A 24,764-nucleotide genomic window follows, 5' to 3' on the forward strand; every position below is an offset into this window, starting at 1 on the left:
AAAGGAGGACGTTTTATAATAGGGATTACTGGCGGGTCAACCACTGATTCCATGCACCCAGGAACACTCCCTTCCAACATGAACCAGAACGTCAACTGGCAGATAAGAAACAATCTTGTGGAAATCGATCACAATTTCAATGTCATCCCTGAACTTGCTGAGTCCTGGGGCTCAACTCCTGACGCAAAAGTGTGAACTTTTAAGCTGCGCAAGGGCATAGAATTTCACAATGGCAAAACCATGACTGCAGAGGATGTGATTTTTTCCATAAACCATCACCGTGGTGAGGAATCCAAATCTGCAGCTAAAGCATATTTAAAAAGTATTGAAAATATTAAAACTGACGGGAAATATGAGATTATTTTTGAGCTTTCCGGCGGCAGTGCTGATTTTCCGTTTATCCTGGGCGATTATCACTTAAGTATTTGTCCGGCCGGAACTAAAGGCCAGGAATGGGAAAAAGGCATTGGTACTGGTGGTTATATACTGGAGAGATGGGAACCGGGTGTCAGGGCTTTTTCAAAACGAAATCCCAATTACTGGAAAGAGGGAAGAGCCCACTTTGATGAAGTTGAGACCCTGTCTATAGTTGATACCAATGCCAGAACAAATGCTTTAAAGACAGGCCAGATAAACTACATGGATCGTGTTGAGCTTAAGACAGTACATCTTTTGAAAAAGATGCCCGGGATAAATGTCTTAGCTACAACAGGAACAGCACACTACACCATACCAATGCTTGTAGATAAAAGCCCTTATAATGACAATAATGTTCGTATGGCATTAAAGCTTGCTGTTGACCGTGAGGCATTAGTGAAACAAATTTTGCGGGGTTATGGCCAGGTTGGCAATGACCATCCCATTGCACCAGTAAATAAATATCATGCAAAAAATCTGGAGCAAAGAAAATATGATCCGGAAAAAGCCAAATTCTATATGAAAAAAGCGGGCAAGCTTGATCATGTTTTTAATCTGCATGCTGCAGATGCCGCATTTGCCGGAGCAGTGGATGCCGCTGTCCTCATCAAAGAACATGCAAAAAAAGCCGGCATCAACATAAATGTTGTCCGAGAGCCTGATGACGGGTATTGGAGCAATGTCTGGATTAAAAAAGAGTGGGTTATGTGTTATTGGGGCGGACGTCCCACTGAAGACATGATGTTCTCAGTTGCATACGCAACAGATGCCCCTTGGAATGATACCCACTGGAAAAATGATCAATTTAACAAACTGCTGGTTGCCGCAAGAGCAGAGCTGGATACAGATAAACGCAGAAAGATGTACGAGGATATGCAGGAAATATGCAGGAATGACGGCGGAACTATTGTTCCCATGTACAACCAGATGGTTGAAGCCAGTTCAGATAAGCTGGCACATGGACCAATGTCAGGACACATGGCTCTGGATGGCATGAGAAATACCGAACGTTGGTGGTTTAAATCATAATTCCTTATGTTTTATTAAACCTAAAATAGGCCGGAGTTTATCCCTTCGGCCTATTTGTTTGGATGAAAGCAAAAGGAGTTTGAGAATGAATGTGATCATAGATCTTTGTGTGGTACCCATCGGGGTTGGTCTTTCCGTATCAAAATACGTGGCGGTTTGCCATGAAATTATCAATAAAGCCGGACTTGAATCTCAGCTTCATGCATATGGCACAAATATAGAAGGGGACTGGGACAAAGTATTTGATGTGGTAAAAAAATGCCATGAAAGAATCCATGAAATGGGAGCTCCCAGAATAACGACCACAATAAAGGCCGGCACAAGGATTGACAGGGAACAAACCATGGCGGATAAAGTTGCCAGTGTTAAAAGTAAACTTTAAAGTTCTTTTTTGTTTTGAAACAGGATTTCAAGAATCTGTTCAATGGCATTATCGGCGACCTCTGATTTCAATGAACAGCCCCCGGCACCGGCATGACCGCCGCCCCCAAATCGGGCCAGAAGGTTTCCAATATTGACATGACATTGCCTGTTAAAAAGGCTATGGCCGATACTGAGCAGTACATGTTTGTGTTCAGGACCGTCAAATCTGATTTTTACACTGGCAATGCTTTCCGGGAAGAGTGAATAGGTTAGAAAGCGGTTGCCATCTGGCACGGTATCAAGGGATCTGAAATCGGTAATTGATATGTTGTGAAGTATTTTTGTATGCTTCAATAAATGTTTTTTATAGGCTGCATTTTCTACAACGACTCTGCTGCAGCGCTTCTTGACTTCCAGATCTTCAAGGACATGGTCAATGTCTGTTCCCATCAAAAGACCAACCAATTTGTTCCAATAGGGCACATCTTTATAATCCTGGTTCCTGATGGTCATGGATAAAACAATATACGGATATTTTTCAGGGTACCTTACCTGATCCTGATTCAGATCAGCAGAGTCAATGATATCCGTATGAAAGACCAGTTCATCAAAATGGTTATCCAGTTTATCCTGTTTTTTATAGTATTTATAAACAACACCGGCAGCAGAAGGCGCAATTTCAAATCCACCTTTAAAGTCTTTTTGCGGCTTGTTTGAGATATGGTGGTCAAACCATAAATTGCAATTTGGCGAATAGGGGAGATTTGCAAGGATATCGCCTTTTAGGATACTGGCTTTCCCGGTTTGGATCTCACTGGGTTCAACCCAATAAATATCCGTATCAATATTTTCAGCCTGACAAATCAGGACAGCACATACAATTCCGTCAAAATCAGGCCTGGTGACTATTCTCATCATAGATTAACTCTTTTCGAATCTAATATAATACCCGCATTATTTTATTCATCATCAGTTCATTATTGCTTATTGATAATGCATAAAAAAGGACTTTTCAAGAATGATTTTTGCAGGGCTCTTGATGAAGTTCTTTTAATTTTTAAGTTTCATACTATTATTAAAGCTTTTCTGCTTGACCCATACTGGCTTTTCTGGTTTTATCATTATCAGTGAAGTATCTGGTTTTATTTTCATTTTTTTATATAAGAGATTGAGACTGTGGCAGAAATAGAAATAGATATTGATCAGAGTTAGGTATGAATGAAGACATGCTGGATGAAAATTATTTTTATTCAATTGAACATCGACGGGCAACAACAATAAAAATCAAACGGTCTATTTTTATTTGCACCCTGGAATATGTGGGCTCCATTGAAAAAGCAAAAAATTTTATTTCCCGGATTTCGAAAGAGAATAAAACCGCTACCCATAATTGCTGGGCATATATTTTGGGAGAAAAAGGGGATATTTTTCATTGTTCTGATGCAGGAGAACCCTCGGGAACTGCCGGAAAACCCATGCTGAACACAATGCAAAGCCATGGCATGACCAATATTGCAGCCGTTGTGACCCGGCATTTCGGTGGTGTTAAGCTTGGTGTAAGAGGATTGATTGAAGCCTATTGCGCTTCTGTGAAAAATACCATAGAGCTGAAAAAACTTAAAAAACTGATCCGGACAGTCACCATTCTTATTGAGGTCTCCTATGGGTTTAATGATACTCTGCTCAATCAGATAAAAAACTATTTGAGCAGGATTAAAGATACGACCTACACAGATAAAATTGTTCATACGGTTGAAATTGAGCTTAAAAATTTTGCTAAGGTGGACAGGCTTCTCTCTGAATATCAATCCAGGGGAAAATTGAAATTCAGCAGGATACCGAAAGCGAATAAAATTCCGGCTTAAAAAGATATTGACAATCATTTTTATTTAAGTATTATTAAATTTTAATTAATTATACTTAAAAATGGTGAGTCTATGAAAATAAAACTCGGTGCACTTCTCAGAGCTATCAGAACTTCAAGACAATTGACGATCAAAGAAGTTGCAGCAAAGGCCGGTGTCAGTTCCAGTTTGTTGTCGCAAATAGAAAGAAACCGGATATCTCCTTCCCTGGATACCTTGTTACAGGTTTTAGAAGTATATGGTATCCCACCGAATAAATTTTTTAAAGATTATGAAACCAATTCCCGGGTTGAGATTATCAGAAGGGATGATCGGAAGATTTATCAACGAAAAGGCTTTAAATATGAAAAGCTTTGCGGCGATAGTCAGGCCAAGGGAAACCATTCTTTTAATGCCTTTTTTCTGGAGCTTTCGCCCGGCCAGCAGAGAGGGGATGCAAGTGACGGACATCTTGGGCGTGAGCTGGGGATTGTTGTTGAGGGATCGGCACAGCTTGTTTATGGTGAAGAGACATACGAAATTCATAGAGGCGACTCCGTTTCCTTTTTTTCAGAAATACCTCATGTAATTAAAAATTCATCCGATCAGATTTTCCAGGCATACTGGGTGGTTACACCAGCCGATGGGGAAGATTATTTTGGAGATAAAATATCATAATATTTGGAGAGAATCATGGGAAAAACCATTGCCGAAAAAATTTTTGAAGCCCATTTAGCAGATGAGCTCTTTGGAGATGTCAGTGTTTTGAAACTGGACAGGGTTTTTTGTCATGAAATCACAACCCCGACAGCCATCCGCGACCTTGTGTCAAGGGGTAAGGACCGGGTGTTTGATCCGGATAAAATTAAAGCGGTTATTGATCATGTGACCCCTGCCAAAGATTCTAAAACTGCCATGCAGGGTAAAATTCTGCGGGAATGGGCAAAACGGCATGGTATCAAAGATTTTTTTGATATTGGCCATAATGGCATCTGCCATGCCATATTTCCCGAGAAAGGATTTGTTCAGCCCGGATTCACCATTATTATGGGAGATTCTCATACCTGCACACATGGGGCGTTTGGGGCTTTTGCCGCCGGTGTCGGAACAACAGATCTTGAAGTGGGTATTTTAAAAGGGGTCTGTACGTTTAAAACCCCACAAACCTATAAGATTGAGATTATTGGAACGCTGCCAAAAGGCGTATTTGCCAAAGATATTATTCTTAAAGTCATTAAAGAAATAACCGTAAACGGGGCCACTAATATGGTCATTGAATTCAGAGGGAATATCGTGGATGAGATGAACATGGATCAGCGGATGACCCTTTCCAACATGGCGGTTGAAGCAGGTGCGACCAGTGGGATATGCCTTCCTGATATGACAACGGTTGAATACCTCTGGGAGTTTATTAAAGATGAATATTCGAGCAGGCAGGATGCGCTGGATACATTTTCCAGGTTTAGATCGGATGATGATGCTGTTTATGCAAAACATAAAACAATCGATGTGAGTGATCTTGAGCCATTAACAACCTTTGGATATAAGCCGGACAATGTAAAACCCGTATCCCAAATGAAAGGAATACGGCTCGATCAGGTCTATATCGGTTCATGTACCAACGGGCGGCTTGAAGATCTCAGAATTGCTGCAAAAGTTCTTGAAGGGCATATCATCAACGACCATGTTCGAGGGATTGTATCTCCTGCCACACCCAAAATATTTTCACAGGCCATGGAAGAAGGTATTCTTAAAACTTTCATGGATTCAGGTTTTTGTGTGACAAATCCCACTTGCGGTGCCTGCCTTGGTATGAGCAGCGGAGTCCTTTCAGATGGTGAGGTGGCTGCTGCCACAACCAATAGAAATTTCAACGGCCGTATGGGCAAGGGTGGTATGGTTCATTTGGTGAGTCCGGCAACAGCAGCAGCAAGTGCGATTAAAGGCGAAATTTTTAACTCCAGTCTTTATTGTAAATAAGGAAGATAATAATGAAAGAATTTAAAGGGAATGTATTGTTTCTTGATCGTTCTGATATCAATACAGATGAAATCATTCCGGCCAAATACCTCACTGAAATTGAAAAAGCAGCCATGAAACCGCATTTGCTTGAAGATTTACAATTAGATGGCTTTCATCCGAAAGCGGATATTAAAGAAAAGGCTGTGATTGTTACGCAAGACAATTTTGGATGCGGATCTTCAAGAGAGCATGCTCCCTGGGCTCTTGAAGAGAACGGTATTTACGTTGTGATCGCCTCAAGCTTTGCAAGAATATTCAGACAGAATATGTTCAATTGCGGTATGCTTGCCATTGAACTTTCCAAAGACCGGATCAATACTATTTTTAAAGAATTTGGAAAGAGCAATGTCCAGATCGCAGTGGATGTTGAAACGTCAGTGATCATGATTCAATCAAAAGATCAAACAAAAAAAATTGAATTTCAAATTTCAGAATTCGACAGAGCACTTATTAAAACCGGTGGATGGGTAGAGTACGCAGATAAGCATTATTAGATTCGCAAGCTATCTTCCGCCGCTCCATTTAAGACGGGTTTTTAAAACTTTAAAATAGGACTGCTCTTCAAAAGAGAGCATCTTTATGTCGTCTCTGCTTTTTTTGATAAAGATTTTATCTTTTGGATCCATTTCAAACCCCTCCTGGCCGTCAAGGGTGAGGATTATATTTTCAGGACTGCCTTTCAGACGAATTTCAATTTTTGTTGAGTCCGGTATGATCAACGGTCTGTTCGTCAGTGTAAACGGGCAGATCGGGGTCAGGATAATGGAAGGAACTTCCGGACTCACCACGGGGCCACCGGCTGCCAGGGAATAGGCCGTAGAGCCCGTTGGAGTTCCGACAATCAGGCCGTCAGCCCTGTAAGTTGTCAAATAGATCGAATCAAGATATACCGCACATGAAGCCAGTCTTGACAAGGCTGATTTGTTAATCACCGCATCATTGAGGACATCCACATCAATAATTTGTTCATTGCCGCGGACAACTTTGATATTAAGACGGGTTCTTTTTTGAATGAGATATTTCCCCTCAAGCAGTGAAGCTACTGCCTCAAAAAGATTGTCTTCAGTGGTCTCGGCCAGAAATCCGACTTCACCGAATTTGACGCCCATCAGGGGAATTCCCCGGTTTTCTATGAATCGCGCAGCACTCAAAAAAGTGCCGTCTCCGCCCAGGACAATCATGCACAAAAGATCTTCAGGAATGTCTTTGTTCTTTGAATGCTGGATATCGATGATAACACACTGGTTTCCCAGTCTTATTTTAAGCTCACGGGCTTTTTTTTCAGCGTGGGCATCATTTTTTATAACAAGCCCGATCCGGTTAGTATTCATGATTTGTTCGTTGCCTCCATCATGTAATCTGCAACGTTTATTGCAGTATATACATCATAAAGTCAAGTTTAAAGGTTAGAGGTTAGAGTGATGGCCGTAGATTTAAAAATTACGGAAACATTCTTATTCAAAATTAATTGAACGAGGGGCATTGATTTTTTATTGCATTAGTGGGTTTTCAATGCTTATATAAAGGGATTATATAGTGATGATATTCACGAAATAATTTCAAAAAGAAATTCCAGGGAAGTTGAACTATGGCACATCACACCAATAAATCCGGCTATACTCGTCTGATTGATCGCCTAAACCGGTTTCCGCAGGGCGCCCCCCCTTCTATACTGCTGGATAAAATCCTGGCCATGCTGTTTTCAGAAACAGATGCGTATCTGGTTTCCCTGCTTCCCATCAAACCTGTTACTGCTGACAAAGCAGCTAAAATCTGGAAAATGAGCCTGCCCAAAGCCCGGAAGGTTCTGGACCGGCTCGCGTCCCGGGCTATCCTGGTGGATATTGATCAAAAAGGCACTACCCAATATGTCCTGCCTCCACCCATGGCTGGCTTTTTCGAATTCTCTATGATGCGGGTGCGGCACGATATAGACCAGAAGGTGTTAAGCGAGCTATTCTACCAGTATCTGAACGTGGAAGAGGATTTTATAAAAGATCTTTTTACTATGGGTGATACTCAACTGGGTCGTGTATTTATCCATGAACCTGTGCTGTCCAATGAGAATGCGATTCATGTTCTGGATTACGAGCGGGCATCACAGGTTATTAAAACTGCATCCCACATGGGTGTAAGCACCTGTTACTGCCGTCATAAGATGTATCATATAGGTAAAGCCTGTGACAGACCTATGGATATCTGCATGACATTTAACACGTCTGGCAGATCTCTGATAAAATACGGTCATGCCCGTGCAGTAGGTGTTGCAGAAGGGGTGGACCTTCTTGCACAGGCATATGAATCCAGCCTGGTCCAGTTCGGCGAAAATGTCAGGGATCGGGTTAATTTTATTTGTAACTGCTGCGGATGCTGTTGTGAAGCCATGATTGCTGCTCGCCGGTTTTCAACATTCAATCCGATACACACTTCTAATTTTATTCCGAAAATCAATAGTGATTCCTGCACTGGCTGTGGCAAATGTGTTACCATTTGTCCGGTGGAAGCCATGACCCTGGTGTCGGCCAATGATTCTGAAAAACCAAAAAAGAAAAAAGCCCGCCTTAATGAAGATATATGTCTTGGATGCGGTCTTTGTGTCCAGGCATGCACGGAAGACAGCCTTGAACTTAAATCCTTGCCCCAGAGGGTCATTACTCCATTGAATGGGACCCACAGAGCTGTAATGATGGCCATTGAACGGGGAAAACTCCAGCACCTGATTTTTGATAATAAGGTGTTGTTCAGCCACCGGGCCCTTGCAGCGGTTCTGGGGGTAATTCTGAAACTGCCTCCTGTAAAACAGATTCTGGCCAGTCAACAGATAAAGTCCCGTTATCTTGAAGCTCTGATCTCATACACGGAAAGTTCCGGTGTTATATGAGAAATATTTCTTTGGCAGTCTGGTTTTGATACTTTTATTTTAAAGTTAATATTTTCACGGATAATATTAAGAGTAATCTTTTATTTTTATATGCGATTTCCCTGTTAATGTGCCTGGGCCCAGTTTTCACCAGTTCCAAAATGGACTTCCAGTGGAACTTTAAGGGGGTGAACATTTTCCATGACGTTTTTTGCAAGCTCAATCAACTGGTCTTTTTCTTCAAACGGGGTTTCAAATATGATTTCATCATGGACGGACAGGAGCATTTTTGAGACCATGTTGTTTTTTTGTAAGGCAGCGTCCATTTTTATCATGGCAAGTTTGATTAAATCGGCAGCACTGCCTTGTATCGGTGTGTTGACGGCTGCCCGTTGCGCAAAGTTTCGAACATTTACATTGGAAGAATTGATATCATCCAGGCGCCGTTTTCTCCCGAAAATCGTAAAGACCTCACCGGTTTTTTTAGTCTCTTCTATGGTATCATCAATAAATTTCTTTACGCCGGAATACCGCTTAAAATAATTATCAATATAGGCATTGGCCATCTTACGGCTGATGGAAAGATCGTTGGCCAGCCTGAATCCGCTCATGCCGTATACAATACCGAAATTAATGGTTTTGGCCTGGCTTCTTAAATCCTGAGTAACAAATTGAGGCAAAACCTGGAAGATTTCCAGGGCAGTCCTGGTGTGAATATCTTCACCATTGTTAAACGCTTCAATGAGGATTTCATCTTGGGCGCAATGGGCCAGGATTCGAAGTTCTATTTGGGAATAGTCTGCTGAAATCAGCAGATGACCTTCTTTAGGGATAAAGGCTTTCCGGATTTTTTTACCTTCCTTTTTCCGGATGGGGATATTTTGAAGATTTGGCTTGGAACTGCTTAAACGGCCTGTCACGGTAATGGTCTGGTTAAATGAGGTATGGATTCTTCCCGTCTCTTTATTGATGAGCCGATACAAGGCATCCACATAGGTTGATTTGAGTTTGCCAAGGGTTCTGTATCTTAACATTTTTTCAGGCAGTTCGTGGGTCTGCGCAAGCTTGGTAAGGACTTCCACATCTGTTGAATCACCGGTTTTCTTTTTTGTTTTTTTAATGACTTTTAACTTTAATTTTTCAAACAGAATGATCCCCAGCTGCTGGGAAGAATTGATGTTAAATTCTTCACCGGCAAGGGAATAGATTTTTTTTTCAAGGTCTTTCAGTTCTAAATTAAAGGTGTTGGAAAGATGTTTTAATACATTTGGATCTACTTTAATCCCTTCCATTTCCATGTTTGCCAGAACCGTGATAAGTGGCACCTCGATTTTTTCCATTAGATAGGAAAAGCCCTGATTCTTTATTTCCTTTTTAAAATGCTGGTAGGCCATAAAAGTGATGTCAGCATCTTCACTGGCATAATTCACTGCTTCGGAAATCGGGACTTCCTGGAAACCGATCTGGTTTTTGCCTTTACCGGCCACCTCTTCATAGGAAATGGTTTTATAACCAAAAAGATTCATGGCAATACTGTCAAGGCTGTGACCCCTTACAGACGGATTTAAAAGATAAGATGCAATCATGGTATCAAAGGCAATCCCCTGCATGACAATACCGAATTTTGACAGGACAATATAGTCATACTTGATGTTTTGTCCGACTTTTTTAATATCCGGGTTTTCAAGGACAGGCTTGAAAATTCTTAGTATGTCGCCTTTTGAGGGCTGTTCTAATTCGTCGGGAAAGGTGTGGCCGATGGGAATGTAAAACCCCTGGTTTTTCCTGAAAGAAAAGGAAATCCCCACAAGTTGCGCCTTCATGGGATGCCTGGAGGTGGTTTCCGTATCAATGGCAAAAATTTCTTTGTTTTCAAGAACCTGGGCCAGTTTTTCAAGCTCTTTGATTGTTGTCATCAGTTTATATATTTTTTCGGATTTATCTGCATTTTGTGCAAATTCTGCGGCAAGGGCTTTGAATTCAAATTCCTGGAATAATTCGAATGCTTTTTTCCTGTCAAACGCTTCCAGTTTGAAATCTTCAACGTGTTTTTTTACAATAACAGATGTATCGATGGTGGCAAGGTTGCGGCTTAAAAGCACAATATTTTTGCTGTTGCAAAGATTTTCATATAATTTTTTCTTTTTTCTAAGACTGTCAAGATTTTCATAGATATTTTCAATGGAGCCAAATTGGGCAATCAGCTTTACAGCCGTTTTGGGTCCGACTCCCTGAACACCGGGAATATTGTCCGCACTGTCTCCGGCAAGCCCCAGAACATCGATAAACTGTCCAGGTTCTATTCCCATGTCTTCTTTTATTTTTTTCGCATCCTTTATGGTGTCTTTCATGGGGTCCCACAGGGTGCATTTCTCGGTAATAAGCTGGATAAAGTCTTTGTCACCGGTAACCATGACCACTTCAAACCCTTTTTTCTGTGCTATTTTTGAATATGTTCCCACAAGATCGTCTGCTTCAAATCCCTGTTTTTCAACAATGGGAATATTTAATGCCGCGATTATTCGTTTGATATCAGGAATCTGAATCACAAGCTCTTCAGGCATGGGCGGACGGTTGGCCTTGTATTGATCATACATTTTATGTCTGAATGTGGGACCTTTAACATCAAACAGGACTACTGCATACTCAGGACTATTGTCTTTCAATAATTTTAACAGGATTCTGGTAAAACCAAATGTGGCATTGGTCGGATGCCCTTTTGATGTGGAAAGACTTTTGATGGCATGAAATGCACGATACAAGAAAGCACTGCCGTCGATGAGGAATATTTTTTTGGGATTTGCCATAGTAACACCTTTTTTTAGAGATTGAATTTTTATTCAATCAAAGGCATATATACTATCTTTTTTATTAAAGGAGAAGTATATTTGTGTGATGGATCAAAAAGTCAAAACAAGAAAAGAAAAAAGGCGTGAGAAAAAGTCAAAACAATGTCATTGCTGTGACCAGGAATTTGTGTTCTGCTGGAATTGCAGATGTGGGTTTTCCATGTGCCAGGAATGCATGTATGAGAATCTTTGGGGCATGACCTGTAACGGGATTACCTGGGAATGCCCTGATTGTGGAGAACAGAACGGGTATGGCAATCAGTAAAATTTTTAAAAGGAGATACTATGGCAAAGAAAATTAGTGTTGGAGCTTTGATATCAGGCGGCGGGACAAACCTTCAGGCAATTATCGATGCATGCCTCAACAACTCGATTGATGCTAACATCCTTTTTACAGGCTCTGACAATCCCGGTGTGAAGGGGCTGGAACGTGCTCAAAAAGCCAATATTGATACCTTTGTAGTGGATTATTCTCAAATTATCCGATCCTGCAAAAAAGGGATAAAAGAGACAGATCTTCCAAAGGATTTCAATTTAGAGGAGATTCAGTCAAAACAACAACTGGTTGCAGGCGATGCATCAAAAGAACAGATTGCTTTTTTTTTAAAAAGCCGTGCCATCGCAGAAAGAAAGCTTTTGGATATAATTCTTGCTTATGACATGGATCTTCTCGTCCTGGCAGGATTTATGCGGGTGTTGACACCCTATTTTATTGACAGGATCAACACAGATCCGGGAATGTATAAAATAATGAATATTCATCCGGCGCTTCTTCCTTCTTTTCCCGGCACAGATGGATATGGAGACACCTTCGGTTACGGCTGTAAGGTCGGCGGCTGTACCGTCCATTTTATTGATTACGGGGAAGATACAGGCCCCATTATCGGTCAGAAAGCATTTGAAATCGAAGATGATGACACCCTTGATGATATAAAGAAAAAAGGCCTTGTAAAAGAGTGGGAACTTTACCCCCACTGTATTCAAAAATTTGCTGATTCTTTTTAAATCAATGGGGATGGCTGAAATGAATAAAAAACCAGGTAGAATTAACCGTTTGGAGCTTCCGAATCGAGTTGCTGGAAGTAGTGCCAGACAGGCGGATCTGGATCTGCTGTCCTTTGCACCCGAGAATTTTCTTGATACAACACATTTTGATACCGTCCGTTTCCCGCCACCATCATGGGCAGTTGGCGAATTCGAGCGCGCTGCAAAAAACGGATCGTTTGCGTATACGCCGTACCGTGGGAATGCTGCTGTGTTAAAGGCATTGGGTGATTCCCTAAGTCGATTTTTGGGAGTTGCCGTTGATCCGGAGCAAAACATTGTGTTGACTCCGGGGACACAGGCAGGTTTGTTTACGACACTGGCATCGCTTGCAGGAGATGGAGACCGTATTGCCCTGGTTGACCCTGACTATCTTTTTAACGCCCGGATTCTGCAATTTCTGGGAGCCGATATCGGATACGTCCCATTACATCAAAGCAGCACGGCACCCAGCATTGACCTTGAGGCACTGGAATATGAGTTTGCTGAAAACGGTGCCCGTGTGCTGGTTTTTTCAAATCCCAACAACCCCACCGGATATATTTATCCCAGACATGTTCTTGAAGAAATGGCAAAGCTGGTTTTATGCTACGATGTAACTATAGTAGTTGATTCTCTTTATTCACGGCTTGTTCATAAACCACACCAATATACTCATTTTGTCTCATTGCCGGGGATGCAAGAGCGCGTGATTACGTTGCTAGGGCCTAGCAAGACAGAGTCTCTCAGTGGCTATCGGCTGGGAGTTGTAGTCGGACCAGCACAATTGATGCCCCGGCTTGAAAATGTTCTTTCGATTACCTCTTTAAGAGCACCGGCCTACGCGCAGCATCTACTTCCAATCTGGCTGCGTGATGATAACGAGTGGTTACAAAAACGGTTGCCGGAGTTTACCTCATTGCGCACAATGACAATTGAAAGTTTGCGCCGATTGCCCTGGTTGCAGCTTGAAGCTCAGGCAGGTACCGCCTATGTGTGGCCGGATGTATCTGCATTACAGATGAGCGATTCTGAGGTTGCAAAGGCCTTGATGAAAGAGGCTGCAATTCTGGTCAGTCCCGGCTATCAGTTTGGTATACAGGGGGATGGTCATTTCCGACTTTGCTATGCCCGCGATGAAAATGAGTGGTCGTCAGCCCTGGATCGTATGGTTGGTGTGTTGAATGCCCTTGCTGTTGAACGCGGCCTGGAAGGAGGTGTTTAGTGGTGCAGCCGTCTTTGAAGATTTGTTTCTTAATCTAAGTCTGAACAGGATTTCATATCCACATTCCGTGGATCAGTTGATCAGTTTGAGCATCAGTGGTACGGCTGTCATGGTTCCTATGGTTGATCCCAGATTAGTAAAAATAACCACCAGAAGAATCCGGGTCACATTATTGCGCCAGAAGCCTTTTATGGATACGATATCTTCAGGGATTGCTTCAAGGTCTTTTATTTTTGGTTTTCTGGAAAAGGCTTCCACAAGTCCGGATACCCAACCTGCTGCAATCATAGGATTTAAAGAGGTTAAAGGGGCTGCAAGTATTGATGAGATAATGGTAAGGGGATGAGCAAGAGCAAGAGCAGCGCCAATCCCTGCAAAAATGCCATTGGCAGCGATCCAGATCCAGATCATATCAGTTCCTGCATTTTTACCCTCCATTAGAAATCCTGCTGCGAATAGCAGAAAAATGGCTGCCGGAATAGCCCATTTTAAAATTTTTCCGGTCTTACCTGCCGGGGGGATCTTATTGAGTTCATCAAGGTCTATCTTTTCATTGCCGGCAAGATATTTTTTAATTCCCGGGGTATGGGCAGCGCCCACAACAGCAACGATTTTTTCACCCGGGGCAGATCTGATTTTTTCTGCCAGGAACTGGTCCCTTTCATTGATCAGGGTTTTTTCAATAATGGGATGTGTCTTTTTTACATCTGACAAAAGAGTTTGAAGGATATCTTCCTGCTTCATTTTTTCAATATCTTCTTCATTAATATCATCGGAGGCACCAAAAGAGAAGACAAGGGAGAACATGAGCTTTAATTTTTCCCACAGTCCCATTCCGCTCCAGGCCCTTGAAAGGGTAATCTGGATTTCACGATCCGAGGGAACGATTAAGGCATTGATTTTTTCTGCTGCATTGATGGCATTGATCATTTCCTGGCCGGGTTTGATATCAAATTTATCAGCCATCTTTTTCTGGAAAGAGGCCAAAAGAAGGTTCACAAATAAAAGCAGTGCTTTTTTCTCCTTAATGACCTTTACAATATCCATGTTGCGCCACCTGTCCGCATCTTTGAGTGAGGCAAGCCTTGTTCCGCAAAGTTCGACACAGACAGTGTCCGGGGTTTGTTCATGGATGGTATTTTCCACAAGCTTAGCACTCTGTCTTGACACATGAGCAGTGCCGATTAGAATTATCTCTTTTCCACTACAGGATATTTGGCTTACCATGCCGTCTTTTTTTTCTTCCTTATTTACTTTACTCGGTTTATCCGATCTTTCTGGGGAGAAATTTTCCATGAACCTTATAAACCCTTTCAAATCAATTAAAATAGAATCGTATTATAACCATTATCTGATCCATGGCAATATAAAATCATCCAAATTCTTGACCTTGACCAACAGTTTTGATATTCAGATCATTATGAAATCAATTGACGAACAGATATTGAGAGCGACAAAGGAGATGATAGTCAAATTCATTGAAATGGGAAGGCTGTCTCCATCAAATCTTCATGAAGCATTTAAAGATATTTATGCCACTGTCGATGAAACCGTCAAAAAAAATGTGAACAAAGCAGCCCCTTCTAATGACCAACAGGACTGAAGAAGCTTTAAGGCAAGGCCTGATAAAAGGCTGGAAAGGTCTTGTCTGGCTGTTAAAGATTATACTTCCCGTCTCTTTTGCCACCGCCCTGCTGGTTCATTTCGGGATTATTTATAAACTTGATTTTCTTCTGACACCGGTCATGACCTGGCTGTCCCTGCCGGCATCTGCCGCCCTTGTCTTAATTATCGGTCTTTTTACCGGGCCCTACGGAGTCGTGGCAGCTCTTTCTGTTATGACCTTTTCCATGGAACATATGATCCTGATCGCCATTTTTATCTTGATATCCCATAACTTGATCCAGGAAAGTATTATACAGGGAAATTCTGGTATTAATCTTTTTTTTGCAGCTTTTTTCAGATTATTCATGGCTTTGATTGTCACCTTTGTTTGTGCAAAAATTATGGGTGTAACACCTGAATCGGGTGGGGCGGTGGGCTTAGGAGCCTATCCGCAGGAATCAAAACCGTTTATGGTAATGTTGAAGCTATGGGGATGGGGAACCTTTAAACTGACAGTCCAGATTTTTTGTATTATCATGCCGCTGATGGTAATTCTGGAATTGGCGAAAACGTTTAATATTATAACCTTTATAACTAAAATGGCATCTCCGGCTCTCTCTGTTATGGGTTTGAGCCGTTCAACCGGGATGCTGTGGCTGACAGCCTCTATTTTCGGGCTGGCCTATGGTGCGGCAGTCATTGTTGAAGAGACTCAATCCAATGAGTATAAAAAAGAGGACTTAACCAAACTTCATCTGTCCATTGGAATCAACCATGGCATGATTGAAGACCCTGCCCTGTTTCTGCTTTTAGGGCTGCCGGTATTCTGGTTGTGGATTCCAAGACTGGTTGCTGCCATCATCGCTGTCTGGCTGTATTCATTTTTTTTATCTGCAAGGAGGCTTTATGCTAAGCGAGCTTGCCATAAAAAATTTTGCGATCATTGATGACATACGGATTTCATTTCAAGACGGATTTTCCGTATTAACCGGAGAAACCGGTACGGGAAAGTCAATCATTATTGAGGCAGTCAATCTGTTGCTCGGCGGTAGAGCTTCGGCTGATCTGGTGAGAGCAGGCTGTGACAATGCAGAATTGGAGGCTTTCTTTGATTTTGATGAGCATTCACGGGCTGCCATGATTTTAAAAAAGCAGGGCATTGATGGTTCGGAGGGCCTGATTGTCCGCCGGGTTATCTCATCTTCGGGCAAAAGCCGTGTGTTTATCAATTCAAGGCAGTCAACCCTGGATCTTTTAAAACAGGTGACCTTCAATCTTGCCGGTATCTCAAGCCAGCATGCCCACCAGGGGCTTTTAAAAGAAGAAAACCACCTGGATATTTTAGATGAGTTCGCAGAGACGGCAGGCCTGAAAAATGAAGTCAGAAGCCTGTACCAGACCATTCTCCCTTTGAAGAGAAAGATAAGAGAGCTTACCCAAAGTCTGGATGCAAAAAGAAAAGAACAGGATTTTCTGGAGTTTCAGATAAATGAAATCAGTGATGCTGCTATTTTGCCCAATGAAGATGAAGATCTTGAAAAAAAGCGTAAGGCATTATTGAATGCATCAAAAATATTTGAAGCAGTCAATCGTTCCATCCATGAGATCCATGACAGGGAAGGGTCTCTTATCGAGAGACTGTCTTTTTTGAGAAATGGTATGGAAAAAGTAAGTATGGCGGATGAATCTCTTGAAAAAATTGCACAGCAGTTTTCCAGTACCATATTTGAGTTGCAGGATATTGCCAGTGAATTAAGGGATTTCTCTTCTACCATTGATCTTGATCCGGCCTCCCTTGAGATAACGGATCAAAGACTGGACCTGATTTCCAGGCTGAAAAGAAAATATGGCGGAAGCCTTGATGCGTTGTTTGATGCATATGAAGACATGCGACGAAAGCTCTTTCACACTACTGAGATTGAAAGTCAGATAAAAGCCTTTGAAAATGATATTCAAGTTTTTTCAAAAAAGATCGAGCAAAAGGCAAAAAAGTTATCAGCCTTAAGAAAAACAGCAGGAAAAAAATTATCTAAACTTGCAAAAGCTGAATTGGATGCCCTTGAAATGGGAAAAGCAAAGTTTGAAGTTGCCTTTTCCAGCGGGATCACAAATGACTTGGAAGATATTGCGACAGCTGATCGGGAAAAAATAGGGCCGGACGGAATGGATAAAATCCGCTTTCTTCTCAGTCCAAATCCTGGTGAAGCATTAAAGCCGCTTGTTAAAATTGCTTCAGGCGGCGAGCTGTCAAGAATTGTTTTGGCATTAAAGGTGGTTTTATCAAAAAGTAAGTCCCTGGAAACATTGATTTTTGACGAAGTGGATGCCGGTATCGGGGGGGCAATATCTGAAAAAGTCGGTCTTAAATTAAAACAATTGTCTCAAAAGCATCAGGTGGTCTGTATTACGCATCTGGCCCAGATTGCAAAATATGCCGCAAACCAGTTCAGGATATCCAAAGATGTGATCGATGGGCGGACCTTCACAGCCATTGTCCCCTTGGCAGAAGAGACTGCGAGAATTGAAGAAATTGCCAGGATGATTGGCGGGGCCAGTATTACAGACGCAACCCTGACCCATGCCAGGGAGCTTCTTGAACAGACATCATCTTGACAAATGGTCATATATGGTTAATTTAAATAGTTATTGAAAAGTTGAATAAAGGAGTTTTTATGCCAATATATGAATTTAAATGCTCAAAATGCGAAGAATTTTTTGAAGTTCTTGTAATGGGCTCAAATAATGATGATACTGCTGCTTGTCCCAAATGCAAATCAGAGGAATTTGAAAGAGTTGTTTCCAAAACCAATTTTGCCATAGGAAGTTCATCTTCAGGGCAATCCAAAGGTGTTCAGACCCAGGAAAGAGAATGCTCCAGCGGATCCTGCAAAACTTATACCGTTTCAGGTGAGACAAGATAGCCTCGCAAGATTCATTTACCATCCTAAGTTCTTCTCCATTTTAAATTTGATGTAAAGCAGCCGCATAAGGCAAAGGAGGTTTTTTTGAAAGAATTTGTCAAACTTGTAATTGACGGAAAAGAACTGTCACTTCCGGTGATTGAAGGTTCAGAAGGCGAGAAGGCGATTGATATCAGAAGCCTGCGGCAGGAGACAGGATATATTACATTTGATCCCGGATTCGGAAATACCGGAACCTGCAGAAGTACTATTACCTATATGGATGGGGAAAAGGGAATTTTAAGATACCGGGGTGTCCCGATTGAGCAGCTGGCCGAACATTCAACTTTTGTAGAAACCGCATTTCTCTTGATCTCAGGACATCTTCCCTCCCGGGAGGAATTAACCCGGACCAGTGTTTATTTGAACGATTTTTCTCCCTTGCACGAGAATATGAAAGCGTTTTACCAGAATTATCCCCCCAAAGCACACCCCATGGGAATTCTTTCAGCCATGGTCAATGCAATGAGAAGTTTTTATCCGGAACTGATTGATATTGAGGAGGATATGAACAAAACATATCTTCGTCTGATTTCCAAAATCAGGACAATGTCGGCAATGGCTTACAGGATTTCATTAGGGGAAAAGGTTGTCTATCCAAGGCCGGATCTGTGTTATTGTGCTAATTTTTTAAACATGATGTTTGACAATGTGGTGGTTCCTTATCGTATGGATGATGACATGGTCAGGGCCTTGAATGTCTTCTGGATTCTTCATGCCGATCATGAGCAGAATTGTTCCACCACAGCTGTAAGGGTTGTGGGAAGTGGTAAGGTCAATATTTATTCAGCGATTTCAGCAGGAATTTCAGCACTTTGGGGACCCCTGCATGGCGGAGCAAATCAGGCAGTGGTCAATATGCTCGAAAAAATCCATAACGACGGGATGACTGTCAAGGAGTGCATCTCAAAAGCAAAAGACAGCAATGACCCTTTCAGGCTTTATGGATTCGGGCACAGGGTTTATAAGACGCATGATCCAAGGGCAAAGATCATGAAAAAGATGTGTGATATTATCCTCGCAAAAACTAAAAGAAAAGACCCACTGCTGGATATTGTCCAACGGCTTGAGGAAACAGCACTAAAAGATTCGTATTTCAAAGACAAGAATCTTTACCCCAATGTAGATTTTTATTCCGGCATTGTATTGCGTGCCATGGGGATTCCCACCAATATGTTTACAGTTATGTTTGCCATAGGCCGCTTGCCGGGATGGATCGCTCAGTGGAAAGAGGACGTGGCTGACCCTGAGATGAGGATATCGCGACCGCGTCAGGTCTATACCGGTGATCAAAGCCGGGACTATATTCCCATTGATGATCGAGGTTAGTTAATCTACCCATGGTCCAGGTAATTGCTCACAGGGGTGCCAGAAGTATTGCACCGGAAAATACCCTGATCGCAGCTAAAATTGCTTATGAAACAGGTGCCGATCTTTGGGAGACAGATATAAATGCTACCCGCGACAGGCACCTGGTCCTGTTTCATGATAAAACTCTTTTAAGGTGTACCAATGCGGTGTCAAGGTTCCCGTCAAGGCCGTCATATCTTGTAAGGGATTTTTCTTTGGAAGATATTCAGCTCCTGGATGCAGGATCGTATTTTGTTGATACAGACCCTTTTTGTCAGATATCAGCAGGTAATGTTACAAAAAAAGCATTATCCTCTTTTAAAAAAGAACCCGTCCCCACCCTTGAACAAGGGCTTTTATTTACAAAAAAAATGAATTGGAAAATCAATCTTGAACTTAAAGATTATTCTTCTGCGTCCGGAGACTTATTTGTGCCTGATCAGACACTTGATATGATCTATCACACCCGGATTCCTTTGAACCAGGTGGTTATTTCGTCTTTTAACCATGACTGGCTCAAAAGGGTTATGAAAAAAGAACCTGATATTGAGGTTCAGGCCCTGGTTGGGGAAAATGATGCCGATCTCCTTGATTTCGGGGATTGGTCCTTTTTGACCTATAATGTCAACGCCAGTCTGATTGATTCAGAAAAGATTAAGCAGCTTAAAGCCAAAGGCAAGAAGATTAACCTGTTTACCGTAAATGACCCCAAAGCCTTCTCACGGTTTGTAAATCTGGGTGTTGACGGTATAATTACAGGTTTTCCGCAATTATTCGCCACAGGATCCTAATAAAAGAATGCTTTGAACGCCTGGATGGTAACCTCAATATCTTCGGTTGATATATCCAGGTGAGTCACAAGTCTTAAATCATTGCTTTTATCAATGAGGATTCCCTTTTCCTTTAAAAAATCACAAAGAACGTCCATATCCGCCTTGATGTCTGCAAAAAGGATATTGGTTTGAACCGTCTCCATATTGATGTGAATATTATCAATTTTGGATAATCCTTTGGCCAGGGTCAGGGCATTTTCATGGTCTTCTTCAAGTCGTTGAATATTGTTTAAAAGGGCAAAAATACCTGCGGCTGCAAGGATACCTGCCTGTCTCATGCCGCCGCCCAAAACCTTTCGCCAGCGCCTTGCTTTTTTTATCTGATTTCTTGACCCACATAGAACAGACCCTACAGGAGCGCCCAGGCCTTTTGACAGGCAGCAGGAAATCGTGTCAAAATATTTTGTGATCTCTTTGGCGTCAACCTTAAGTTTTACGGCAGCATTAAAGATTCTTGCCCCGTCAAGATGAAGCATCAGCCTGTTGTCTATTGCGAATTTATTTGCTTTTTTAAGATAATCCAAAGGCAGTACTTTTCCGGCCTGGGTATTTTCAAGGCATAAGAGTTTTGTATTGGCATAATGGAAATTATCGGGTTTGATAAATTGTGATACCTTTTCAAGATTTAAGGTTCCGTCCTTTTCAAAATCCAGGGGCTGGGGCTGAATACTTCCAAGCACTGCCGCGCCACCGCCTTCATACCGGTAAGTATGGGCGTGCTGCCCCACAATATATTCATCTCCTCTTTCACAATGAACCAGCAGGGCCAAAAGATTGCTCTGGGTGCCGCTGGTACAGAAAATGGAACTTTGTGTTCCCAGCCGTTTGGCTGCAAGGGCTTCAAGCTCATTCACGGTGGGATCTTCTCCATACACATCATCGCCCACCTCAGCCTTCATCATTGCTTCCATCATGTCAGCCGAAGGTTTTGTGACGGTATCGCTTCTTAGATCAATTTGTTTCATTATTTTTTCAACTTTCTATAAATAGTGTATTGCCTGTTGTTACCATGTTTTTATCAGAATTTCTATGAACACTTATGAAAAGAAAATAAAACAACAATGATTTGCGCAAGCAACGTTACCCTCGCCTATGGCAAGAGGTTTTGTTCAAAGACGTCAATATAAAGTTGTACAGAATTATGATGCTAAGGGATGCACTTTATGCCAAACCTGATTTTTCCGGATTTGCGGGCTCGTACGGTGACGGTTCGAATCGAGAATTCCGAGCTTCGCTTCAGCAGTGTGACGTCTCCTTCATGTCCGGGAATTTTTGCCCGGTCGATTTCTTCCCAGGGGATCACACGCTTTTCCTCAATTGGCAGATGAATCGCTTTGTCTGCCGGTTTTTATTTTAAGCGCCAGGCATGGGCGCAACAAGACTTTATATCCACGTACTTTAACAAAATTAACGATTTTAGAGAATTGGTTTTTTGATTAAGTTCAAGCCCCCAATTAATTTAGTTTAATCTGCCAAGTCCTTCCTGAATCAATTATATTTCCACCAAAGTTGATCAGTCGAAATGCCTTTACAAGCTTTAGAAATGTTGCTAAGAAATTCTTGATTCAATTTTTTTTATTTTAATAGTCAGATATGCCCCATATTTTAAAGATATGCGGTTGATTATCAATATTTAGAATGATATGCGGACAACCGCTCAACTACTTGTTATTTTTTTTAATTAATTCAATTTTACCAAGGAGTTTAATATGGCGAGTAAAACTTATAATAAAAAGGTCGATATAACCAAAATAGCCAACTCTGTAGAAGGCTGGTTCAGACAACGACAATTTGAGATTCAAAGCCAGAAATTAGAAGAAACATGCATGATTCAAGCAAAAAAATCTGGAATGTTAAGAAGTGCTTTAGGCGGGGCACGTGCATTTACCTTTATAATCAATTGTTCGTCAATTAGTACTGAAATTGACATGAAAACTGGTCAATGGGTTCAAAATATGGGTGCTGTTGGAGTAGGCACATTATTAACAGGAGGGTTAAGTTTAGTGGGAAGTGGTCTGGCTGCAGGATGGACAAAAAAAATAGAAACGGATCTTTGGCAATTTATAGAACAGCTAATGCTATCAGCACCAACAACGGAATTACAACAAGAAGATGAGGAATTACTGACATGTCCATATTGTGCTGAAAAAATAAAAAAACAAGCAATAATTTGTAGGTATTGCAAAAGTGAACTTAACAAATAATTACCTCCAACCCTTACTACTGGATGACAATTATTATTGAGGTTGTATATGCTTGAATTTGAAAGATTATATGAATTAAAAGTACTGTGTAACCATTGCAACAACCCTGAAATTTGCTATTTTGATGATCTTGATAATCTTTTAAAGTCGCACAAGCAGCAATATGTTCAACTGGCAAAAGAATTAAATCGTTTAGATTTAGAATCTTGGGTTTATTTAAAAAAAGAGTTTAGTCATGAATTATGTCAATATAGCGAAGATCGTGGGTGGTCACCACTTTTCAATAGACTCAACGAAGCTAAAGGTTATGGCTATCTCTTAGATAATGGGTGCAAAGAAGTTCAATTTATTCCATGCTCGAAAAAACAAGGAATAAAAACTCCAGATTTATTGGGATGGTATGGTGAAACAAAATTTCTATGCGAAGTCAAAACAATTAACAAATCAGACATAGAAATAAAACGTCGAAAAAATGGTTTATGTAAAGAAGTAAACTATGAGCTTAATGCAGGATTGCAATCTCAAGTTGAGATTGTAGTTAATAAGGCCATAAGTCAATTGAAAGCTTATAATCACGGATGTATCAAAAGAAGAATAGTGTATATCGTTGTTAATAATGATGATTGGCAACCAGAAGTTAGACCAATTATCTATAAAAATTTAAAAACCCTTGTTAATGATTTGGTTGAAAATCAAATTGAAATAGCAATACACCTTACAGAACCTTAATCATTTAAACTGAAGGATCATCGGGGTCACATCTTGAATTGTGAATTAAAAACAAAGAGTCTAATATTATCCACAATTGAAGGGGAACTCAACAATCAACATACACCGGGTTTCACCGGTGATGTTGGGTGTTCGTCCCAAAAGAACATGGGATTAATAAAAAACATAATCATACGAGATAAAGGTATTATTTTGTGTCTACTATAATCAGGAAAGATCAGAATTCAGTTAGAGATGATTTTAATCCAAAAACGAAAGCTGCTTTAGCTCATCGTGCGGGCTTTTGTTGTTCAAAACCCGAATGTCGGGCTTTGACTGCGGGCCCCAGTAACGATGGGCCGTTGGCCCTGACTAATATCGGTGTCGCTGCACATATCACGTCCGCTTCACCTAGTGGAGCAAGATACAATTCTTCTCTAACATCACAAGAGAGGAGTTCCTCAGAAAATGGTATTTGGCTTTGTCAAACTCATGCAAAAGAAATTGATGACGACGAGACCCTGTATACTGTAGAACTTCTTCAAGAATGGCAGAGGCAGGCAGAGGCTATAACTCGCAGCTTATTAGGTCAACCACAAGGGCAGATGCCATTTTATGTCGAGATAGAATTTTCTCTTCATAGAGATTCAAATGGTGGATTGATAGTTGGAGGTGTTACAAACCTTCCTGAAAAAACAAAATTAATGATCAATCTAAAACGATACTCTAACCAGCATCTACTCGGTCAGACTAAGGTTGCTGTATATAATAGCACATTTATTGCCGGTCCATTCACCAATAAAGAGCTACCTCATCCCCACGCTTGGTATTCAGTTGAGATACTGGCACATTTCAATCGACCATGGCAGCAACCTGATGTAGTTCTTTCCATAATTGGAATGAACGGTAAAGGTATCACGGGACAATTTGTTCAAGATGTTCATCCAGAATTGCCAGAATCTGAAAAAAGAGTATTTGGTGTTTTTAATCTTGTGCCTCCACTAGGGCCTACAGACACTCCACCTCAAGATGTTGATCTTGAAAAAGCGATAAACTTGGTGAAGACATCTCTCCTTGAAATTGACGGGAAAATATCATCGGAACCAGTAGGAGAGGTAGTGAGTCAGTTTATATCAGCCTCTGGAATAAGCACTCGTGATGGCTGGTCTGCAAAAATTATGGGAAACGGGAGCGTTCAAGTAACTTTCTTATTTTGGGATGGTGATTCTCAGGAAACAGCGGAATGGAATGTTGTGATACAGTCAGGTGAAGTCCATTATTTCAATCTTAGTGCTAAGTATATGAGCTATAATTCCAAGTGAATAAAACAAATGAGAGATTCCGAGATTCCGGGGCCATCTTACTTAATCCAATCGGGTAGCCGGGGGTTTTAATCCCCCAGCCCCCACAACACCCTGCATGCGGGTCCGCACAGGGCGTTTCACCAAGATTACCGGGCCGAGACCGAGTAA

25 protein-coding genes and 1 pseudogene are annotated in these 24,764 nt (G+C 41.4%); 21 read left to right on the forward strand and 5 right to left on the reverse strand.

Annotated elements, in window-relative coordinates:
• From QAI40_RS10675 to QAI40_RS10685, 3 genes and pseudogenes are all read left to right on the forward strand, one after another.
• A pseudogene (locus QAI40_RS10675) lies at positions 1-195 on the forward strand (ABC transporter substrate-binding protein); the annotation flags it as partial.
• A 9-nt stretch (positions 196-204) separates the two neighbouring features.
• Complete coding sequence (locus QAI40_RS10680; RefSeq protein WP_304511625.1) at positions 205-1,446, forward strand: ABC transporter substrate-binding protein; 1,242 nt, start codon at positions 205-207, stop codon at positions 1,444-1,446.
• Between the two features lie 85 nt (positions 1,447-1,531).
• The gene (locus QAI40_RS10685; protein WP_299977771.1) at positions 1,532-1,828 is read left to right on the forward strand and encodes an MTH1187 family thiamine-binding protein; all 297 of its coding nucleotides are present in this window, start codon (positions 1,532-1,534) and stop codon (positions 1,826-1,828) included.
• Here the strand turns inward: QAI40_RS10685 and QAI40_RS10690 are convergent.
• Positions 1,825-2,727, reverse strand: coding sequence for an exopolyphosphatase (locus QAI40_RS10690; RefSeq protein ID WP_331520635.1), 903 nt, complete (start codon positions 2,725-2,727; stop codon positions 1,825-1,827). The genes QAI40_RS10685 and QAI40_RS10690 overlap by 4 nt on opposite strands.
• Positions 2,728-3,023: 296 nt before the next feature.
• Between QAI40_RS10690 and QAI40_RS10695 the strand changes: the two genes are divergently transcribed.
• The 4 genes from QAI40_RS10695 to leuD all read left to right on the forward strand — a co-directional run bounded on the left by QAI40_RS10695 (position 3,024) and on the right by leuD (position 6,169).
• On the forward strand, positions 3,024-3,674 hold the full coding sequence (locus QAI40_RS10695) for an IMPACT family protein (protein ID WP_299977768.1): 651 nt from the start codon (positions 3,024-3,026) through the stop codon (positions 3,672-3,674).
• A 72-nt stretch (positions 3,675-3,746) separates the two neighbouring features.
• The gene (locus QAI40_RS10700) at positions 3,747-4,331 is read left to right on the forward strand and encodes a helix-turn-helix domain-containing protein (RefSeq protein WP_299977766.1); all 585 of its coding nucleotides are present in this window, start codon (positions 3,747-3,749) and stop codon (positions 4,329-4,331) included.
• A 15-nt stretch (positions 4,332-4,346) separates the two neighbouring features.
• Complete coding sequence (locus tag QAI40_RS10705; RefSeq protein WP_299977763.1) at positions 4,347-5,633, forward strand: 3-isopropylmalate dehydratase large subunit; 1,287 nt, start codon at positions 4,347-4,349, stop codon at positions 5,631-5,633.
• 11 nt (positions 5,634-5,644) lie between these two features.
• A complete protein-coding gene (leuD, locus tag QAI40_RS10710; protein ID WP_299977760.1) occupies positions 5,645-6,169 on the forward strand; it encodes a 3-isopropylmalate dehydratase small subunit in 525 nt (174 codons plus the stop codon).
• Positions 6,170-6,178: 9 nt separating this feature from the next.
• On the opposite strand, the gene QAI40_RS10715 is transcribed toward leuD, so the two are convergent.
• Complete coding sequence (locus tag QAI40_RS10715; protein ID WP_299977757.1) at positions 6,179-7,006, reverse strand: NAD(+)/NADH kinase; 828 nt, start codon at positions 7,004-7,006, stop codon at positions 6,179-6,181.
• Positions 7,007-7,263: 257 nt separating this feature from the next.
• On the opposite strand from QAI40_RS10715, the gene QAI40_RS10720 reads away from it, so the two are divergent.
• Positions 7,264-8,556: a 4Fe-4S dicluster domain-containing protein gene (locus tag QAI40_RS10720; protein WP_299977754.1), complete on the forward strand. Its 1,293-nt coding sequence runs from the start codon at positions 7,264-7,266 to the stop codon at positions 8,554-8,556.
• Positions 8,557-8,660: 104 nt separating this feature from the next.
• On the opposite strand, the gene polA is transcribed toward QAI40_RS10720, so the two are convergent.
• Positions 8,661-11,342, reverse strand: coding sequence for a DNA polymerase I (gene polA / locus QAI40_RS10725; RefSeq protein ID WP_299977751.1), 2,682 nt, complete (start codon positions 11,340-11,342; stop codon positions 8,661-8,663).
• A gap of 88 nt (positions 11,343-11,430) precedes the next feature.
• On the opposite strand from polA, the gene QAI40_RS10730 reads away from it, so the two are divergent.
• From QAI40_RS10730 to QAI40_RS10740, 3 genes are read left to right on the forward strand one after another with little or no spacing between them, the layout of a single operon-like run.
• Positions 11,431-11,649, forward strand: coding sequence for a hypothetical protein (locus QAI40_RS10730; protein ID WP_299977749.1), 219 nt, complete (start codon positions 11,431-11,433; stop codon positions 11,647-11,649).
• Between the two features lie 20 nt (positions 11,650-11,669).
• Positions 11,670-12,389, forward strand: a complete 720-nt coding sequence (gene purN, locus QAI40_RS10735) for a phosphoribosylglycinamide formyltransferase (RefSeq protein WP_299977745.1) — start codon at positions 11,670-11,672, stop codon at positions 12,387-12,389.
• Positions 12,390-12,408: 19 nt separating this feature from the next.
• The gene (locus QAI40_RS10740; protein WP_299977743.1) at positions 12,409-13,632 is read left to right on the forward strand and encodes an aminotransferase class I/II-fold pyridoxal phosphate-dependent enzyme; all 1,224 of its coding nucleotides are present in this window, start codon (positions 12,409-12,411) and stop codon (positions 13,630-13,632) included.
• 72 nt (positions 13,633-13,704) lie between these two features.
• Here QAI40_RS10740 and QAI40_RS10745 read toward each other — a convergent pair whose 3' ends face one another.
• Complete coding sequence (locus tag QAI40_RS10745; protein WP_299977857.1) at positions 13,705-14,859, reverse strand: TraB/GumN family protein; 1,155 nt, start codon at positions 14,857-14,859, stop codon at positions 13,705-13,707.
• Positions 14,860-14,926: 67 nt separating this feature from the next.
• Here QAI40_RS10745 and QAI40_RS10750 point away from each other — a divergent pair, with 67 nt between their 5' ends.
• The 6 genes from QAI40_RS10750 to QAI40_RS10775 all read left to right on the forward strand — a co-directional run bounded on the left by QAI40_RS10750 (position 14,927) and on the right by QAI40_RS10775 (position 20,338).
• A complete protein-coding gene (locus QAI40_RS10750) occupies positions 14,927-15,235 on the forward strand; it encodes a hypothetical protein (RefSeq protein ID WP_299977740.1) in 309 nt (102 codons plus the stop codon).
• Positions 15,219-16,184 (forward strand): iron transporter, encoded by a 966-nt coding sequence (locus tag QAI40_RS10755; RefSeq protein WP_299977737.1) that lies wholly within the window; start codon positions 15,219-15,221, stop codon positions 16,182-16,184. The genes QAI40_RS10750 and QAI40_RS10755 overlap by 17 nt, the downstream gene beginning before the upstream one ends.
• Positions 16,144-17,850, forward strand: coding sequence for a DNA repair protein RecN (gene recN, locus QAI40_RS10760; RefSeq protein WP_299977734.1), 1,707 nt, complete (start codon positions 16,144-16,146; stop codon positions 17,848-17,850). The genes QAI40_RS10755 and recN overlap by 41 nt, the downstream gene beginning before the upstream one ends.
• A gap of 59 nt (positions 17,851-17,909) precedes the next feature.
• Positions 17,910-18,158, forward strand: coding sequence for an FmdB family zinc ribbon protein (locus tag QAI40_RS10765; protein WP_299977732.1), 249 nt, complete (start codon positions 17,910-17,912; stop codon positions 18,156-18,158).
• 84 nt (positions 18,159-18,242) lie between these two features.
• Complete coding sequence (locus tag QAI40_RS10770) at positions 18,243-19,526, forward strand: citrate synthase (RefSeq protein WP_299977729.1); 1,284 nt, start codon at positions 18,243-18,245, stop codon at positions 19,524-19,526.
• A gap of 11 nt (positions 19,527-19,537) precedes the next feature.
• Positions 19,538-20,338 (forward strand): glycerophosphodiester phosphodiesterase, encoded by an 801-nt coding sequence (locus tag QAI40_RS10775; protein ID WP_299977726.1) that lies wholly within the window; start codon positions 19,538-19,540, stop codon positions 20,336-20,338.
• Here the strand turns inward: QAI40_RS10775 and ltaE are convergent.
• Positions 20,335-21,345 carry a low-specificity L-threonine aldolase gene (ltaE, locus tag QAI40_RS10780; RefSeq protein ID WP_299977723.1) on the reverse strand — a complete coding sequence of 337 codons (1,011 nt, stop codon included), beginning with the start codon at positions 21,343-21,345 and terminating at the stop codon, positions 20,335-20,337. The genes QAI40_RS10775 and ltaE overlap by 4 nt on opposite strands.
• 198 nt (positions 21,346-21,543) lie before the next feature.
• Between ltaE and QAI40_RS10785 the strand changes: the two genes are divergently transcribed.
• From QAI40_RS10785 to QAI40_RS10800, 4 genes are all read left to right on the forward strand, one after another.
• Positions 21,544-21,708: a hypothetical protein gene (locus QAI40_RS10785; protein ID WP_299977720.1), complete on the forward strand. Its 165-nt coding sequence runs from the start codon at positions 21,544-21,546 to the stop codon at positions 21,706-21,708.
• A gap of 381 nt (positions 21,709-22,089) precedes the next feature.
• Complete coding sequence (locus QAI40_RS10790; RefSeq protein ID WP_299977717.1) at positions 22,090-22,584, forward strand: hypothetical protein; 495 nt, start codon at positions 22,090-22,092, stop codon at positions 22,582-22,584.
• A 48-nt stretch (positions 22,585-22,632) separates the two neighbouring features.
• Positions 22,633-23,313, forward strand: coding sequence for a hypothetical protein (locus QAI40_RS10795; RefSeq protein ID WP_299977714.1), 681 nt, complete (start codon positions 22,633-22,635; stop codon positions 23,311-23,313).
• Positions 23,314-23,507: 194 nt separating this feature from the next.
• A complete protein-coding gene (locus tag QAI40_RS10800; protein ID WP_299977711.1) occupies positions 23,508-24,614 on the forward strand; it encodes a hypothetical protein in 1,107 nt (368 codons plus the stop codon).
• Positions 24,615-24,764 lie beyond the last annotated feature (150 nt).

This window comes from Desulfobacula sp., from assembly GCF_030611305.1.
In the GTDB taxonomy this organism is placed as follows: domain Bacteria; phylum Desulfobacterota; class Desulfobacteria; order Desulfobacterales; family Desulfobacteraceae; genus Desulfobacula.

Bases quoted from the DNA above. Each gene is read 5' to 3' on its own strand.
- QAI40_RS10685 (WP_299977771.1), top strand. From the start codon at position 1,532: ATGAATGTGATCATAGATCTTTGTGTGGTACCCATCGGGGTTGGTCTT.
- QAI40_RS10690 (WP_331520635.1), bottom strand. From the start codon at position 2,727: ATGATGAGAATAGTCACCAGGCCTGATTTTGACGGAATTGTATGTGCT.
- QAI40_RS10695 (WP_299977768.1), top strand. From the start codon at position 3,024: ATGAATGAAGACATGCTGGATGAAAATTATTTTTATTCAATTGAACAT.
- QAI40_RS10700 (WP_299977766.1), top strand. From the start codon at position 3,747: ATGAAAATAAAACTCGGTGCACTTCTCAGAGCTATCAGAACTTCAAGA.
- QAI40_RS10705 (WP_299977763.1), top strand. From the start codon at position 4,347: ATGGGAAAAACCATTGCCGAAAAAATTTTTGAAGCCCATTTAGCAGAT.
- leuD (WP_299977760.1), top strand. From the start codon at position 5,645: ATGAAAGAATTTAAAGGGAATGTATTGTTTCTTGATCGTTCTGATATC.
- QAI40_RS10715 (WP_299977757.1), bottom strand. From the start codon at position 7,006: ATGAATACTAACCGGATCGGGCTTGTTATAAAAAATGATGCCCACGCT.
- QAI40_RS10720 (WP_299977754.1), top strand. From the start codon at position 7,264: ATGGCACATCACACCAATAAATCCGGCTATACTCGTCTGATTGATCGC.
- polA (WP_299977751.1), bottom strand. From the start codon at position 11,342: ATGGCAAATCCCAAAAAAATATTCCTCATCGACGGCAGTGCTTTCTTG.
- QAI40_RS10730 (WP_299977749.1), top strand. From the start codon at position 11,431: ATGGATCAAAAAGTCAAAACAAGAAAAGAAAAAAGGCGTGAGAAAAAG.
- purN (WP_299977745.1), top strand. From the start codon at position 11,670: ATGGCAAAGAAAATTAGTGTTGGAGCTTTGATATCAGGCGGCGGGACA.
- QAI40_RS10740 (WP_299977743.1), top strand. From the start codon at position 12,409: ATGAATAAAAAACCAGGTAGAATTAACCGTTTGGAGCTTCCGAATCGA.
- QAI40_RS10745 (WP_299977857.1), bottom strand. From the start codon at position 14,859: ATGGTAAGCCAAATATCCTGTAGTGGAAAAGAGATAATTCTAATCGGC.
- QAI40_RS10750 (WP_299977740.1), top strand. From the start codon at position 14,927: ATGAACCTTATAAACCCTTTCAAATCAATTAAAATAGAATCGTATTAT.
- QAI40_RS10755 (WP_299977737.1), top strand. From the start codon at position 15,219: ATGACCAACAGGACTGAAGAAGCTTTAAGGCAAGGCCTGATAAAAGGC.
- recN (WP_299977734.1), top strand. From the start codon at position 16,144: ATGCTAAGCGAGCTTGCCATAAAAAATTTTGCGATCATTGATGACATA.
- QAI40_RS10765 (WP_299977732.1), top strand. From the start codon at position 17,910: ATGCCAATATATGAATTTAAATGCTCAAAATGCGAAGAATTTTTTGAA.
- QAI40_RS10775 (WP_299977726.1), top strand. From the start codon at position 19,538: ATGGTCCAGGTAATTGCTCACAGGGGTGCCAGAAGTATTGCACCGGAA.
- ltaE (WP_299977723.1), bottom strand. From the start codon at position 21,345: ATGAAACAAATTGATCTAAGAAGCGATACCGTCACAAAACCTTCGGCT.
- QAI40_RS10785 (WP_299977720.1), top strand. From the start codon at position 21,544: ATGCCAAACCTGATTTTTCCGGATTTGCGGGCTCGTACGGTGACGGTT.
- QAI40_RS10790 (WP_299977717.1), top strand. From the start codon at position 22,090: ATGGCGAGTAAAACTTATAATAAAAAGGTCGATATAACCAAAATAGCC.
- QAI40_RS10795 (WP_299977714.1), top strand. From the start codon at position 22,633: ATGCTTGAATTTGAAAGATTATATGAATTAAAAGTACTGTGTAACCAT.